Annotated in this window: 10 protein-coding genes and 2 pseudogenes; 5 read left to right on the forward strand and 7 right to left on the reverse strand. The window is 60.7% G+C overall.

Annotation, left to right across the window (positions count from 1 at the left end; all coding sequences use genetic code 11):
* Positions 1-2 precede the first annotated feature (2 nt).
* Positions 3-494, reverse strand: coding sequence for an MOSC domain-containing protein (locus tag NKI73_RS08535; protein ID WP_023758446.1), 492 nt, complete (start codon positions 492-494; stop codon positions 3-5).
* 159 nt (positions 495-653) lie between these two features.
* Positions 654-2,159 (reverse strand): MocR-like pyridoxine biosynthesis transcription factor PdxR, encoded by a 1,506-nt coding sequence (pdxR, locus tag NKI73_RS08540; protein WP_352628641.1) that lies wholly within the window; start codon positions 2,157-2,159, stop codon positions 654-656.
* A 74-nt stretch (positions 2,160-2,233) separates the two neighbouring features.
* On the opposite strand from pdxR, the gene NKI73_RS08545 reads away from it, so the two are divergent.
* Positions 2,234-3,466, forward strand: coding sequence for a trans-sulfuration enzyme family protein (locus NKI73_RS08545; RefSeq protein ID WP_352628554.1), 1,233 nt, complete (start codon positions 2,234-2,236; stop codon positions 3,464-3,466).
* A 52-nt stretch (positions 3,467-3,518) separates the two neighbouring features.
* Positions 3,519-4,418, forward strand: a complete 900-nt coding sequence (locus NKI73_RS08550) for a dihydrodipicolinate synthase family protein (protein ID WP_352628555.1) — start codon at positions 3,519-3,521, stop codon at positions 4,416-4,418.
* A 350-nt stretch (positions 4,419-4,768) separates the two neighbouring features.
* Here the strand turns inward: NKI73_RS08550 and NKI73_RS08555 are convergent.
* Positions 4,769-5,926: pseudogene (locus tag NKI73_RS08555) on the reverse strand (IS5 family transposase); the annotation flags it as partial.
* A 465-nt stretch (positions 5,927-6,391) separates the two neighbouring features.
* On the reverse strand, positions 6,392-6,634 hold the full coding sequence (locus NKI73_RS08560) for an ATP-dependent DNA ligase (RefSeq protein ID WP_023766628.1): 243 nt from the start codon (positions 6,632-6,634) through the stop codon (positions 6,392-6,394).
* Positions 6,635-7,027: 393 nt separating this feature from the next.
* Here NKI73_RS08560 and NKI73_RS08565 point away from each other — a divergent pair, with 393 nt between their 5' ends.
* The 3 genes from NKI73_RS08565 (at position 7,028) to NKI73_RS08575 (ending at position 12,906) form a co-directional block, all read left to right on the forward strand.
* Positions 7,028-7,486, forward strand: a complete 459-nt coding sequence (locus NKI73_RS08565) for a (2Fe-2S)-binding protein (protein WP_023708041.1) — start codon at positions 7,028-7,030, stop codon at positions 7,484-7,486.
* A 3-nt stretch (positions 7,487-7,489) separates the two neighbouring features.
* Positions 7,490-9,700 (forward strand): xanthine dehydrogenase family protein molybdopterin-binding subunit, encoded by a 2,211-nt coding sequence (locus NKI73_RS08570; protein ID WP_352628557.1) that lies wholly within the window; start codon positions 7,490-7,492, stop codon positions 9,698-9,700.
* 1,142 nt (positions 9,701-10,842) lie between these two features.
* Positions 10,843-12,906, forward strand: coding sequence for a carbamoyltransferase family protein (locus tag NKI73_RS08575; protein ID WP_352628559.1), 2,064 nt, complete (start codon positions 10,843-10,845; stop codon positions 12,904-12,906).
* Positions 12,907-13,091: 185 nt separating this feature from the next.
* Here the strand turns inward: NKI73_RS08575 and NKI73_RS08580 are convergent.
* The 3 genes and pseudogenes from NKI73_RS08580 to NKI73_RS08590 form a co-directional block, all read right to left on the reverse strand.
* Positions 13,092-13,761 (reverse strand): annotated as a pseudogene (locus tag NKI73_RS08580) (transposase); the annotation flags it as partial.
* Between the two features lie 810 nt (positions 13,762-14,571).
* The gene (locus tag NKI73_RS08585; RefSeq protein WP_352628561.1) at positions 14,572-15,210 is read right to left on the reverse strand and encodes an FMN-binding negative transcriptional regulator; all 639 of its coding nucleotides are present in this window, start codon (positions 15,208-15,210) and stop codon (positions 14,572-14,574) included.
* A gap of 49 nt (positions 15,211-15,259) precedes the next feature.
* Complete coding sequence (locus tag NKI73_RS08590) at positions 15,260-15,904, reverse strand: helix-turn-helix domain-containing protein (RefSeq protein ID WP_352628563.1); 645 nt, start codon at positions 15,902-15,904, stop codon at positions 15,260-15,262.
* Positions 15,905-15,977: the final 73 nt, after the last annotated feature.

Raw genomic sequence — 15,977 nt, forward strand, 5'->3', positions numbered from 1 at the left:
TTTCACTCGTCGATGGGCAAGATCAGATCACCGGGGCGGATCACGCCCCCGACCTCGATTGTGCAGTTCAGGCCGGAGCGGTTCAGAAGCCCCTCGTAGAGACCCGGAAGCCCGAGCAACTCCTCGATATACTTGCACGGCACATTCATCCGGGCGGCCCTGAGAATCGTTTCCCCGACCCGGAAGCGTTTGCCGACAAGATGGCTAAGCGGAACGCCTCGTGTCGTCAGATTGCGCCGGTGATCTTCGGGTGCGAGCTTGGCCTTGAAGCCCGGAATTCTGGGTTCGCCCTGCGCGATGGCGTCCAAGACTTCAGCTTCGATCAGCGTCACTTCGCGAACGTCAGGACGCGCGGAATAGGTCCCCGTCCCCAGGTAGTAGCGGTCTCCGACAATGCCTTGGCCGGCAATAAGCTGCGCCTGCGCCAGCTCCTCCATTTCATAGGAGGCGGCAGGCGCGATATGGACGTGAAGCAGCTTTCCTCGCCAGGTCATCATCGCTCTCGGAAATTCGTCTCGTGGAAACCTGCTGCAAAACTGGCCTGATCAACAGCGCCAGTTGCATGGCATTTTCCCGGTCCAGTTGGCTGTGTGGAAAGAAATACGGGGGGCCCTCGGACCGTTTTCAGCGCCAGCTTTCGGCGTCGCCCCGTCTCAGTTGTTCCGCGCCGGCATCGCATCTTGCACCTGCTTGACAACCTCTCGCAGGACCTCAACGCCCTTCCCGATCTGCCGAATGCTCAAGGCGGCATAGCCCATGACAAGTCCGACGCGATCGGTGCGGCCTTCGTCCGATGGCCGTTCGTAGAGCGGCGAGATCAAGTGTAGCCCCAGGCCAGCGTCGCGGGCGGATTCGACCAAGGCCGTTTCCCGCGATCGTGGCAGGTCATTGAACCAAACCGCGACGTGCAGTCCCGCATCAGCTCCCTGGACAGTGATGTGATCCCCGAAGCTGTGCTGCAAGGCGCCCAACAACGTCTCCCGACGCTCGCCGTTCAGCCTGCGCACACGGCGCACTTGGCTTTCGTAGCCGCCGCTCTCGATCAACGATGCCAGCGCTTCCTGTTCAGCGACCGGCGAATGCCGGTCTGCGAATTGTTTGGCGGTTGCGAAGACCTCCTGCAATTCGGGCGGAACGACGAGGTAGCCGATGCGCAGCATTGGCGAGAGCGTCTTGGAGATCGTGCCGAGATAGATGACAGCCCCGTGATCCTCGAGACTGTGCAGCGGTGGAACCGGATTGATGTCGTAGCGATATTCGCTGTCGTAGTCGTCCTCGATCACATAGGCGTTGTTGTGCCGCGCCCATTTCAGAAGCTGATGGCGGCGCGCGATCGGCATGACGCCGCCCAGCGGAAACTGATGCGATGGCGTGACATAAGCCAGTCGTGCCCCGATCCCCGCCAGCAACTCGGTCTTCATCCCGTCTTCGTCGACGATGACCGGGATGGATGAGGCACCCGTACTGGCAAAGACCTGACGCGCCATCCTGTAGCACGGATCCTCGATGACGAAGCGGTCGGCGGGATCGAGAAGCAGGCGCGCGCACAGATCAAGGCCCTGCTGCGAACCGCTGACGATGATGATCTGGTCGAGGTCGCAGCTTAGGGTTCGGGCGCGCCAGAGATATCCCTGAAGCGCCTGGCGGAGCCGGCGCGAGCCGCGAGGATCGTCATAGGCAAGACGCAGCGGGCGCTGCCCCATCGCCTCGTTCATCGCGCGTTTCCAGACCAATGAAGGGAAATCCGACGGCGCCAGGTCGCCATAGCGGAACTCGACCTTCAGCCCAGTCGGCAGATAATCTGGCCAGGGTGACGTCGCGCGCAGCCGCTCGCCATATGCGGACAGGTGGATCGGGCCGACCCGTTGCGCGTGAGTGCGCCCCGTCCCATGGCCGATCAACGAAGAGGCAACGCGAGGTCGCGCGCCTTGACGGACTTCGATGAAACCCTCCGCAGCCAATTGCTCGTAGGCGACCGTGACCGTGGTTCGCGATACGCCCAGGTCATTTGCCAGGCCCCGGGAGGATGGCAGTTGGCTGCCGGTTTCGTAGACACCGCCGTGGATTTGCTCGCGAAGGGCCTCGTAAATCTGGCGTGCACCCATCGCGTGCGAGCGCGCTGCAGACCCGGCACTTGAAGACTGGACCATCTCTTTCATCGCCAACTGGATATTTCACATTGGCCAGGTTGCCGTCAATCTTTCGGAACCCCAAGAGAGATCGCAGAGGCCGAATGACCAGCTCCCATCCATCCGAAACCGATGCTCCCACGGGGTCGCTCAACCGCACCAGCCCCGGATTTGCCACCCGGGCGATCCATCATGGCTACGATCCGGCCGGCTTTTCCAATGCCGTCCAGCCGCCAGTGTTCCTGACGTCAACCTATGGGTTCGAAAGCGTGGCAGCAAACGATGCCGCCGCCGCCCTTGGTGGACGGCTCTATGCGCGCGAATACAATCCCACGACCGAGATCCTCGAGCAGCGGCTCGCGAATCTGGAAGGAGCCGAGGCGGGGCTGGTTGTTGCCTCTGGGATGGCGGCCTTCGGCACTCTGATCCTGTCGCTCCTGTCCCAGGGCGATGAACTCATCGTCCACAAGACGCTTTATGCGAACACGCTTGCCATGGTCGAACAGGCGGTCCCCCGCTTCGGCATCAAGGTCGTCGCGGTCGATCTGTCAAATCCCCACAATCTCGATGCTGCGATCACCGAGCGGACGCGGCTGGTTTTCTTCGAGACGCCGGTGAATCCGCTGAGCCGCATCCTCGACATAGCGGCAATTGCCGAGCGCGCTCACGCGCGCGGTGTAAGGGTTGCAGTCGACAGCACCTTCGCCTCGCCCGCGCTCCAGCGACCGCTTGAGCACGGGGCGGACATCGTGCTCCATTCGCTGACCAAGTACATCAATGGTCATGGCGATGCCCTTGGCGGGGCGCTTCTCGGCGACGCCCAAACGCTCCGTACGCTGCATGAAACGGGCCTGCGCTACATCACCGGCGCAGCACTCTCGCCCATGTCAGCTTTCCTAATCCTGCGCGGTCTCAAGACGCTGACGCTGCGTATGGAACGGCACAGCGCCACGGCCCTTGCGGTGGCTCGGGCGCTGGAAGCGCACCCGGCAGTGGCATTTGTGAGTTATCCGTTCCTCGACTCGCACCCTGATCAGGTGATGGCGCGAAAACAGATGTCCAACGGATCGGGCATGTTGGCCTTTGGCCTCCACGCTGGATACGAAGGAGCGCGCCTGATGATGGACCGGCTCAACCTGATCACTCGCGCCGTCAGCCTCGGCGATGCCGACAGCCTTATCTATCATCCAGCAAGCCTCACCCGTGCTCGGCAGCCGATCCGCAAGGATGCCCATTTGGCCGATGGAGTGGGCGAGGACCTCATGCGTCTCTCGGTGGGTCTTGAAGACGCCGATGACCTCATCGCAGACCTGCGGCGGGGTCTGGACGGCTTATGATGACCTGTCGTGTGGCCACCCTTGCGCTCACGCATGAACCTGGAGCCTTGCCATGGCATTCCTGAGCGGTCTTTCCGCGTTCCCCATTACGCCGACCGATCGTGACGGCCGCGTCGATAGCGTTGCCCTGCGCAGGCTGATTGCTCGGCTTGGCGCCGCTCAGGTCCATTCAATCGGTCTTCTCGGCAGCACCGGCACATACATCTATCTGTCGCGCGAGCAACGGCGGCGGGCGCTCTCCGAGACCTTGGACCAAACGGCGGGGCAAATGCCGGTCGTGGTGGGTGTGGGCGCGCTGCGCACCGATGAAGCCGTGGGGCTCGCGCAAGACGCCAAGGCCCTTGGAGCAGCTGCGGGTTTGCTTGCCGCCGCCTCCTACACCCCGCTTACTGATGACGAGGTGTTCGAACATTTCTCCACTGTGGCGCGCGAAAGTGGCCTGCCGATCGTCGTCTACGACAATCCAGGAACGACGCATTTCCATTTCAGTCCACCCCTTGTCAGCCGCCTGGCAAAGGTGGCTGGGATTGTCGCCATCAAGAATCCGACAGACAAAAGCGATGCGATCAAGAACCACCTGACCGCCCAGAGGCGCACACTGCCGGAAGGGTTCTCGATTGGCTACAGCGGCGACTGGAACGCGGCCGAGGCCATGATCGCCGGCGCCGACACATGGTACAGCGTCCTCGCGGGCATCCTGCCCGAGGTCTGCATGACGATCGTCACAGCGGCGCAACAGGGCGATGCGGCCGAAGCGCGACGGATCAATGCCGCGCTGGTCCCGATCTGGAGCCTCTTCAAGGAGTTCTCGAGCCTTCGCGTCGTCTATGCACTCGCTGAATTGCTCGACATTTGCGCCGCCCCCCCGCGTCCCATCCTGCCTCTGCCCCCAGCAGCGAAGCGCCAGATCGCCGCCGCGTTGAAAGGTTTGCCATCGGATGCCAGCCGGTGAACAGCAAACCCCGTTCGGCAAGTGAAAGGTATTTACCCGCTCATTTCGAGAACTGATCGAAAACAACGCACTCGGCGTGCTGATAGCCATGGCTGGAGCGGTCTCGACGCCAATCACACCCCCTTCGAACTCGACAATCGACTGCGGAGGTACAGACTGCGCAGGGCACTCCGCCCATGCCGCACCGTTCGCCTTCAAACTAGGAATCGGTGGTTTATCCATTGGAATGGCATCGAGCCGGCGCTTTAGTCGATCGTGAACAATCCAGCCCCTAAGCGGCGACCGGCTTGGGCCGGAGTTGGAAGAGAGCGATCAAGAGCGACAAAAAACCCTTCAGCCACCTGAGCAGGAGGGAGAAGTTGTAGCCGGCGCCGCATCTGGCGTTTGATTGCCGGGGTGACGCGGCGTTTCTGGCCGCTGGTGAAGACCCTGAACCTGTGGCTCTGGGGTGCGTTGTGGCCGCGATAGCCGGCGTCGGCGAGGATGCGGCCGATCTCGTTGCCGATGGTCTCTTCGATATCGGGGATGACGCTTGCCAGCGTGTGGCCGTCGTAGGGATTGCCGGGCAGTGCTTTTGCATGCAGAGCGAACTGGCCACCCTTGGAGCGCTTCAGCGTGGTGGCCACCGAGACCTTGACACCGAACTCGTAGGGCATGTGCGCCTTGCCCTTGCCGATGCATTCCACCTCGTGCGCGTGCAGGCTATAGATCTTGCGGCCGCGCTGGCGCTGACGCCGTTCGAGAACGGTGGCGGCCTGGTAGAGCGGCCATTTGAAGAGCGCGTCCAGCCCCGCATCGCCGGCAATCTGGCGGGCGATGTCGCGAATGGTCCGGCCGAGATAGGTCTTGAGCCTGCGCAGTGCCCTGTTGGCCCGCTTGAACTGCTTGGCGTGGGCATAGCGCTGGTGCTTGATCAGCGCCAGCTTGCCGACCCGCACATAGCTCTGGCGCAAATTGAGCCCCGTCTTCCTGGCCAGCCGCACCAGCCGTTCACGCGCCCGGTGAATGAGCTTGGCGTCGGTCGGGAACATGACGTTCTTCGGCTGCACGGTGGTGTCGACGATCACCTGGCGCGTGTCGGACGGCTTCATCGCCCCGGTCTTGACCGCGAGGCTGAGGCTTTCCTGCAACAGCGCCACGATCCGCTCCTCGCCCATGCGGCCGCGCCAGCGCGTCATCGACGAGCGATCGAACGGCAGCGCGTGGCAGAAGAATTCCTCGCCGCAAAGGTACTGGAAGTAGGGGTTCTCCACCCAGCGCTCGCACAGCACCTCATCCGACACGTTGAAAGTGTGTTTGAGGATCGCAAGCCCCGCCATCAGCCGGGTCGGCAAGGGCGGCATGCCGGGGCCGTCCGAATAGACGGCGCCGAAACGCTCCTCCAGCACCGGCCAGTCGATCGCCTGCGCCAGCCGCACCAGCTCGTGCTTCATATTGATGATCTGATCGAGCCTGGAGCGGAACAGATCCTGCTTTCCCGTCTCCCGCTTCTCGCGTGGCCTGGACATTCGCCGTCCCCTCGATTCGCCGCCGCCGTACCGAGTGAATCACGCTCCGCAGCACAAGGGAATCGCAAAACGAATTGCAGGAAAACAGCCCCCATAAACCGCTAATCCTGCAATCCGAAAGCCGCTATCCGCCTCAATCAACATGCTAGATCAACAGCTTGCGGATAGTTCACGGTCGACGCTTTACTTCCGGCCCGGTGCGCGCATTGAAGCGGGTGCCAATGCCGCCGGCGAACACCAGATTTCCGTCCTCGACATTCGCCAGAGCACGCTTCCCGACCGCCGTAACTGTTGCCGGGTTCGCAGCCGATGACGATGAACTCATCACTCAGCACGCATTTTGTCTCACCCATTCTTGGCGCCGGCCGGATCGATATGGACTGACACGCAGCTTGGAGACGATGCCCTCGAGGCCGAACTGGGAGACTTGCGCGAGAATGTCGCTGCCGCCGCTGATCTCGTCGCTCAGAACGATGCCGTTTGGCGGCGTCTCAGCAGGTTAACTAGCGCTTTGCGCCGATCGACGAGTGGCCGATCGCGAAGACCCTCGCCGTCGATCTTGAGCAGGTCGAAGCCGGCAAGCATGGTCCTGACGTCTCCCGCCGCGGCCAAGAGCCCGCTGAAGACTGGGAATGCGCGACAAGCCTTCTGGTCAACGACGAACGCCTCACCGTCTATTATCGCGTCCGAGGCGCCGAGCTCGGCCACCGCCCGGGACGATAGCCGGAAACCTGAGGGTCCAGTCGTGGAGGTTGCGGGTCGAGGTAGACCCCCATCGATAGTCGTCCCATTTCATTTCGTGTAGCCAATCAGGGCCCTGCCGGACGCGGCCGACCAGCGGTCGATGTTCGCGACGACCCGAATGTCCAGTCTCGTGTAACCCAGCCTAAAGCGGCCTGTCCGCCCAAAAAATGACATTCAGTTGCCTCCAGCCTTTCGACACGACCCACTTCACGATCTCGTAACTCGCCAACCTAGCGGCTTGTTGCTTGAGCTGCGCGTTCCTAGGGTGTGGTCGCTAGGCCTCAGCAACAAGAGCTCGGTTGCCAGGCGGGCGGAGGCTCAACGGAGATAGCCAGCTCAGGACAAGGAGAGCAAGCAATGGTCGCTTTTACCCTCAATGGCGAGGCGCGAACACTCGACGTCGATCCAGAGATGCCGCTGCTCTGGGCGGTCCGTGACGTCATCGGACTCACGGGAACGAAATTCGGTTGCGGGCTTGCCCAGTGCGGCGCTTGCACGGTTCACGTTAACGGCATGCCGACGCGCTCGTGCCAGACCGCAGTCGGCGACATCGAAGGAGCCTCGATCACCACCATTGAGGGTGTGTCGGGCAAGATAGGCGAGACGGTCCAGGCCGTGTGGGCCGAGTTCGACGTACCTCAATGCGGCTATTGCCAGTCTGGCCAGATCATGTCGGCCGTGGCCCTCCTTACAGAGACGCCTAAGCCGTCGGACGATGATATTGATTCGGCGATGAGCGGCAATCTCTGCCGCTGCGCCACCTATCATCGCATCCGCGCGGCCATCCACGAGACCGCCAACCGGCTGGAGACTTGAGGCATGTCGCAGTTTCTCTCGAAGCATAACTCCGTGCGGCCCACGCGCCGCCGGTTCCTCGTCGGCGCGGGCGTCACCACCGCTGGCCTCGCCGTGGGCTACCGGCTAGTGCTGGCGGCGTCCGACATCGCACAAACGACTACTGCAAAGGTTCAGGCGAACCCCTTCCAGACCTATGTCGAGATCACAAAGGAGAACCGAATCATCATCTACTCCTCGCAGTTCGAGATGGGACAAGGCTCCTATTTCGGCATCGCCACCCTGGTTATGGAAGAGCTCGACGGCGACTGGGCGCAGGTGGACGTGGTCGGCGGATATGGCAATACCGCGTTCTACGGCAATCTCGCCTGGGGCGGGGCCGCACAGGCAACTGGTGGCTCCACGTCGATGGGCTCGTCGTGGGAACGCTACCGCAAGGCGGGTGCTGCCGCACGGGCCTTGCTGGTGGCGGCCGCGGCGCAGCGGTGGGACGTGCCAGCCGGCGAGATCAAAGTCGCTTCCGGGGTCGTGTCGCACGCCTCAGGGATGCAGGCGCGCTACGGTGACCTGGCTGAAGCCGCAGCGGGAATGCCGGTTCCCGACGACGTGCCGCTAAAGCCGCGCGACAAGTGGGCCCAGATCGGATCGGACAGCCTCAAGCGCTACGATTCCGCCGGCAAGACCAACGGCGCGCAGACCTACACGATCGACCTCATGATGGAGGGACTCCAGACGGCCGTTATGATCCATCCGCCGAAGTTCGGCGCCGAGATCGAGAGCTTCGACGCAACCAAGGCCAAGGCACTCGACGGCATTGTCGATGTCGTCCAGACGCCGCGAGGCATTGCCGTGGTTGGCAGGGACACCTGGACGGCGCTGAAGGGCCGCGACCTCGTGGAGGTGACCTGGAACGAGGAGAAGGCCGAAGAGCGCGGCACGGCCGAGATCATGGCCGAATACAACAAGGCAGCAGACGATCTGGGCGCGGCCACCGCGCGCGACGACGGTAACACTCCCGCAGCGTTCGCCAGTGCTGAGAAAATCATCGAGGGGCACTACGAATTCCCCTATCTTGTCCATGCTTCGATCGAGCCACTCAACGCGGCCGCCCGAATCAACGAAGACGGCACCATCGACGTCTGGGGCGGACACCAGATGCCCGACCTTTATCAGGCGGCTGCCGCTCAGGTAGGCGGCACCACGCCGGACAAGGTGAGGCTGCACGTGATGAAGACCGGCGGCAGTTTCGGCCGCCGCGCGGTCTTGGATGCAGATGTCATTATCGAAGCTGTTTCCACAGCGCGTGCACTGGGACGCGGCAAGCCAGTGAAGGTGCAGTGGACCCGCGAGAATGACATGCGGGGTGGGCGGTACCGGCCGGCCTATGTGCACGCAGTCAAGGCGGGGCTCGACAAGAAAGGCAATGTCGTCGCTCTCCATGACCACATCGTGGGCCAATCGGTCTTGGGCGGTTCGACCTCTGCGGCGATGATCAAGAACGGCATCGATCCAACCTCCGTAGAGGGCGCCACCAACCTGCCCTATGCGATCCCGAACCTGAAGGTCGAGCTGACCACCACGGACGTGAACATCCCAGTGCTGTGGTGGCGTTCGGTAGGCTCCACCCACACCGCTTACGCGGTGGAAACCCTGATCGATGAGCTCGCCGCCGCTGCGAACCGTGATCCGGTCGACTTCCGCTTGTCAATGCTCGGTCACCATCCACGGCATGCCGCCGTGCTTAAAGTGGCTGCTGAGAAGGCAGGCTGGGACAAGCCTCTGCCGGAAGGCCGTTTCCGCGGCGTGGCCCTGCATGAAAGCCTCTCGACCTATGTCGCCGATGTGGTGGAGATCACCCTCAACGATGAAAATGGTTTCAAGGTCGACCGCGTCGTCTGCGCGGTAGACTGCGGCACCGCGATAAATCCTGACCAGATTCGCGCTCAGATGGAGGGCGGTATCGGCTTCGGGCTAGGCGCGATCCTCCAGGAGGAGCTGACCCTGAAGGGCGGTGTCGTAGACCAAGAGAACTACGATACCTATACACCGCTCAGGATCGAGCAGATGCCGCGAGTCGAGGTGCACATTGTGCCGTCCGAGGAGCCGCCCACGGGAGTTGGTGAGCCAGGTGTGCCGCCGATCGGCCCGGCCGTCGCCAACGCGCTACGGGCGGCGACGGGCAAGACTATCCGCAAGCTGCCGATTATAAAGAACATGTCAGGAATGACACCATGAAACAGCCGCGATGAAGATCGCGCCGTTTTCGAACGCCTCCTGACAGGCGCTCATCTCCATGGGTCAAATTCCGGCGGCTGCCCGCTCCAATATCCGGTTTGGAGACGGCACCCCGTGTTCTGAACGACCACAGACGGGCCTTGGCGCCGGTTCCACTGAAGAACCGCTTTCGAGACGCAAATGCGTCCACTCCATGAAGAGCACAACCGTATAGCACCAGGAAGGCTAGCTACCTCCATCGCTTCGGAGACCCAGGAACCCTCAGAAAACCGAACCTCCCGAGCTCAGAGGCGCTCGTGATCACAATCGCGCTGGTGCGTGGATCATTGTTCAAGGGTTTGCCGATAGGCAGGCGAGATGGCCGATCGACATGATCTTCGCCCGATGCCCTACAAACACAATGCCAGCCGCTGTCACGGAGTCGCGAAGACGAAGGCAATGAGGGTCGACGCCGATACTCATCGTTTGGTTGACAGAGCGCTTGGAATGCCATGCGCTTCACATCGGAGTAGCCATCCGGGAAGCCTGAAGCGCTTTGAAAACGCATGTGCTGCGGCTACTATTCATAGCGTGGATGACTTTGATCAAAACAATCGATTTCATCACTCTTCCGGAATCGTGCATGGACAAAAAAAGGGCCTCACGCACCAATCACACGCTGCTCTATCGCGTGACGAAAGCTGCCTTAGGAATAATCCAAAGGAGAAAATCTTCGATGCGCCCTGACGTGCAGTGGAGGTCGTGCCGAGAAAGTGAGTTGCAACTGGCCGACAATGTCGGGCGGTGCGACCATGGTCGCTTCGGAGAATGAAATCGGGCCAGTTCACGGGGGCGGTACTGTTATTCGTCGACGGCCGCCCTTCCCAAGAACAGGCGGCATCGCAAGTTGGTTCTGCCGATGAAAACGACAGCGCCGGATACATGTCAGCAGCCGCTCAGGATTGGATGATCCAGCCAAGCTCTCGGCGTGATGGCACCGTAGGTGTCACAGTCGAAGCATCTCATTGATCGTTTATGAGGCTTTCTTCGATGCCGCTGATGCCTGACGGGCGGTCGCAGCTGCAGGCGACAACACGGCCTATTTAGTTGGAAACAGTCGAGGTAGGCCAATTTGGCTTCCCCGTTACTATTTGGAGAAAGAAATGCTGTGTCTAGGAATCAGCGGCGGACTTGACCAAGTCCATGAAAACCGATTCGAGCGTCCGAACGCCTTTATGCACGATGGCGCCGCGGTGCTCGTCCGAGACGGAAAGGTGATAGCCGCCGTAGAAGAGGAACGCCTCAATCGAATCAAGCACTCGAACAAGCTGCCAAGTGGTTCGATTCAATACTGTCTTTCGACGGCCGGGGTTCAGCTCAGCGACATTGATCGTGTCGCGGTCTACGCCAGCGAGACCTACGCCAACGCCATGCTTGAAGGTATGTCCGCTTCCCAACCGGACATTCTCTCCACTCCGTTGGATGCTAAAATGTTGGTGCAGAACCTGTTAGCGCGTGAGTTCGGCACTAAGTTGGACAGTTCGCGTATTTCATTCGTAGGTCATCATCAGGCGCACGCCGTGAGCGCCTTTGCAATGTCGGGCTTCGAACAAAGTCTCATTCTAGCGATTGATGGCTGTGGTGATTTCCTGTCGGGCCTTGTGGCGGTAGGGTCTGGCACAGAAATTACGCAAATCGAGGCTTTCCCGGAGGACAATTCTCTTGGGCTGTTTTATCTCGAGACGATCCGCTGTCTCGGCTACGGCATGTTCGACGAGTATAAGGTAATGGGACTCGCGCCCTATGGCGACCCCGCTCCCTATCGCGAGCTCTTCGAGCAGTTCTACGAGCTCTCCGCCAACGGTGGCTACCGTGTTCACCTCGACCGCATCGGTCCGGCGTTGCTCCGCAACATCGAGATCAGGCGAAAGGGAATGCCTTTCACCCAGCAGCATCGAGATGTGAGTGCGTCACTGCAGGAAGCGCTTGAGCGGATCGTGTTCCACATTCTCCGGCACCACCGTGAGGCCACCGGCATGAAGCGGTTGTGTCTGGCGGGAGGGGTAGCCCACAACTGCACGATGAACGGCAAGCTGCTGTATTCAGGGCTTTTCGAAGACATCTTCGTGCAACCCGCGTCTCACGACGCTGGCTGCGCATTGGGAGCTGCGCTGATAGTCTCTAACGAGATGGGCCGCCCCGCGCCGCGTGAGCGACTGCAGGAGGTCTATTGGGGTCCTGATCTCGGGAGCGACCGCGCCGTGGAACAGGAACTGAATGCATGGGCCGGACATCTCGAGGTTGAACGCTCTGACGACGTAGCGAGCAGTGCAGCCGACTGGATCGCCAACGGCGCCGTGATCGGCTGGGTGCAGGGTCGTTCGGAGTTTGGGCCACGTGCGCTGGGCAACCGCAGCATTCTTGCCGACCCTCGGCCCGCTGCAAACAAGGACCGGATCAATGCCATGGTCAAGAAGCGCGAAGGCTATAGGCCTTTCGCACCATCTGTGCTGGAAGAGGATGCGAGCGAATTTTTCGACCTCCCGGACGGTAAGCACGAATTTCCATTCATGAATTTCGTCGTTCGCGTGCGTGACTCAAAGCGCGCCTTGTTGGGTGCCATTACGCACGTCGACGGTACGGCTCGGCTGCAAACAGTATCGCGCGATGCCAACCCCGCTTACTGGGAGGTCATCAATGCGTTCAAGAAGCGGACAGGCACTCCAATTCTGCTCAATACGTCCTTTAACAACAATGCTGAACCGATCGTGGATACGGTTGCAGACGCGATTGCCACATTTTTGACGACAGAGCTGGATGGACTTGTGGTCGGGCCCTTCCTGGTAAAAAAACGGGCTGCAACGCTGCAGGATTGGACTGCGCTTGCGATTTCATTGCCTCCCTCAGTCTCCCTCCATCAAACCCGTGCTTACACAGCGCGAGATCATCAGGAGACTGTCTGCGAGATTATTCCGAACCACTCCAGCATCGACAGTGTGCGAATTTCAAACGACCTGTTTAATCTGCTGATGCGGATTGAGGGCGAAGCCGTGTTAAGCGATCACCTCAATATAATTGCGCCGGATCAGGCTGAGCATGAAGCTCTGATGGAGGACCTGCGAAGACTGTGGGAGCAGCGCCTGGTTCGGCTGCATCCCTCACAAGCTGCTCGGATGGATCATGGGTCCGATCAAACGCCGGACCAGCCTAATAGGCTATCAATGTGATAGAGATGCCGCTCAAGCTCGGCCATCAATAGTGTTCATCGACCCCGCCTGCGAGCTCACCGCTGTGATTAGGGGGGTCGAGGTCGCCCTGGTCAGTATGCTTAGGAATGCTATTGAATGGGTCGTGTGCTTGCTGTGAGTTTTCGGGAGGTTGTCCATTCGGACCGAACCGGGGAGACTGGGTTGGAAAGGCGGGTCTGGCCTCGATATTGACCGGACTTCTGTGTCGAGAGGTCCAGCCCGCAGAACTTTAGTAACTGGCGATGATGACCTAAGCGGCGAGGATCGCCGACTTCGGCAATGACGGTCAATGCCTTGATCGGTCCGATGCCCGGGATTTGTCTCAGGAGCTGATAATCCTGGCTGTGCCGCAGCAGATCGTCGGCCTGTGCTTCGATCTCATTGCGTTGCCGGATCAGGCTGCGTGCTTCGTCAATGACCATCCGGAACATGCGAATGGCAGGCGCATCAAGTGGCAGCGGCAATCCGATCGATGGGCGCGCCGTCTCGAACATCCATCAGAATCTGTGTCTTGCTGACCTTGCGGCCGACGACATCCCAAGCTGCTGCCACAAACTCCTCCTTCGTCAGCGCCGTGATGCTTGCTGGGGTCGGAAAGGCATGGAGGAAGGCAAAGAACCAATCGCTGCGGCTGTTCCCCCGGAAGCGATCGATCTCGGGAAAATACAGCGGCAGGTAGTGTGTCAGGATGCGGTGCTGGATCTCGGTCTTGGCCCTGGCGATCGCTTCATGTGTCTTCGACAGTTCCTGCACGTCGTTGATGCCGGCTCGCAGCGGATCATGGTAGACCTGCGTCGCCTGGATCCTGAGCATGTGCAGGATCACCTGGGCATCGATCTTCTTGCCGAGTATGACGCCGAAGGCCTTAAGAAGGCCAGGCATCTGTTCTCGATTTTGCCTACTAGGCTGACGAGAAGGTCGCGTGCCGACAGCAGCACCCGCACGACACAGGTGCCGTGGCTCTTGATGCGAACCATCCGGTCCGTCCGATCTGAGCAAGGCCCGCCGCTCGTGGCGGCCCGATTTGTTCGGCATCATCGAGAGGGCGGCGCTTGACACGATCGGAAGTCCGCGCTTCGTTAACTCGTTCCAGAGCCAGACCGCAAGCGGTCACGGCTCCATGCCGATCCGCTCCGTCTCCGCAGTTCCACAGTCCCGCCCGCATCTCCCGGTCGGGCCCGGGTAGCCATTGCGCTGCAAGGCGGGTCTGATCGCTACGGCGGCGCCCGCCACCATCTCCATCAGTCGGTTCGGCGACATAGCCAATCATCTCCCGTAAGAGAAGTGCTTTCAGGCAAGTTCCGCAGGTTCAAGGAGATCGTTGACGGCGCCGCCACTTGGGAGCTGCGTCGAGTGCATGGTCGAGCTTGCCGCCCAAGGTACGTGGCTTCGAAACGCGTGCGATTGCGCCTCATTCAAGACCGGTAGCGGGTGGTCGCCGACATACAACGGGGCGCAGGCGACTGAAACGAACCCGTCGGCCACTACGGAGCAATCCTGCCGCCTGACCAGGCGCGTGGAAAAGTATCACAACGGTGACCACAGCGTCGCTTCAGGCCGTCAAAAGCTATTGCCGTGCGTCAAGGCGGGCTAAGTGACCCGTCGGAGGCCGGCACCAGCGGCTTTGTCGGGACAAGACACATGCTATTGGGATTTGGCCGCCGCAGCCGCGAGCATCGCTTCTCCCATCGCAATGGCCCCTTGGGCACGCAGCATTTCACCAGGGTTCTGAATGTCGCGCAAGTCTTTGTTCTGGCTGAGTTTTGATTTTCCAACCAGGCCGGTGATCTCGATCTCCAGAGCGACGATTGCCTTGACGATCGTGTCGATGAAGTCCTTCGGCGCGTCGCCCATCTTCCATGGGACCGGCTGCGAGGTTTCTTGCTTGTGAGTGAGCTTCGCCACGTTGCGGCGCACATCCCGCTCATCATCCCGGACAGTGATGCGTCCGTGGGCATGGACGACGAGATAGTTCCACGTCGGCACCTGCTTGTGGAATTCATGCTTGCTCGGATACCAGTTCGGCGAGATGTAAGCGTCGGCCGCACGGAAGATTACGAGAACCTCATCGCCATTGGCGACTTCCTCCCAGACTGGGTTCTTGCGAGCGACATGGCAATTGAGAACGCCCTTGTCTCCCTTCGAGCGGTCAAGCTCGAAGGGGAGGTGGTTCGCGTCCAGTGTGCCTTTGCTTTGGGTGACGAGGATACCGAGCGGGTGTTTGTCGATAAGCTCGAACAGGGCGTTCTGATCAGGGACGGCAAAATGAGGCGGAACGTACAACGGTTTATCTCCTGTCGCGAATGTGCGGTTGTTAGTAATCGGCGGAGCCTTACGGAACGGGCCCCTGAATCTTCGCTGCCGTCGACGAGTGCCCCGGATCTCGGTGTCCACCACGCTCAAGCACCGCCATCGAGAAATGGGCGGGCACATCAGATGCCGCCGCATATGAGTGCGGTTGGTCAGTGACAAGCCGCGCACTCTCGCCTTCGCTTAAAATGACCACATGGGTACCTACCACAACGCTCAGGGCACCGTGACTGACCGAGATCAGCTCGCGCGTATCCGGACTATGAGCGTCCGCGGAAAACACGTCGCCCGGCATCATGACCCAGCTCCACAGTTCGAACATCGTGCGTCCCGAGGTCGACGAATGCAGTTGCGCAGAGCTTCCCTTGGCGCTCGTCCAAAGCCTCCTGGTCTCTGACCGCTCGATGGGAAGGCGCACCGTGGAAGGGTGCTCGTTCAACAAATCGGCCACCGAGAGCGAAAACGCCGCCGCCAGCCGACACAGTATGCCGATACTGGGGTTCGCCCTACCCTGCTCCAGCGCGACCACGGTTCCCTTTGACAGGCCACTTAGTTTAGCCAGGCGATCTAGGGTCAGGTTTTGGTCACGCCTCAAGTCTCGGATCCGGGCCGCTATCACTTGCCCAAGGACCTGCTCGGCATCAAAGGCTGTCGTAACATCGGTCATTATATTGACTTAGGACCTCGGCTCACCTATTGCGGTCAGTATAATGACCGGGGCGAAATTGCAACTGCCCGTC

This window comes from Mesorhizobium sp. M0496, assembly GCF_040321205.1.
Lineage (GTDB): Bacteria > Pseudomonadota > Alphaproteobacteria > Rhizobiales > Rhizobiaceae > Mesorhizobium.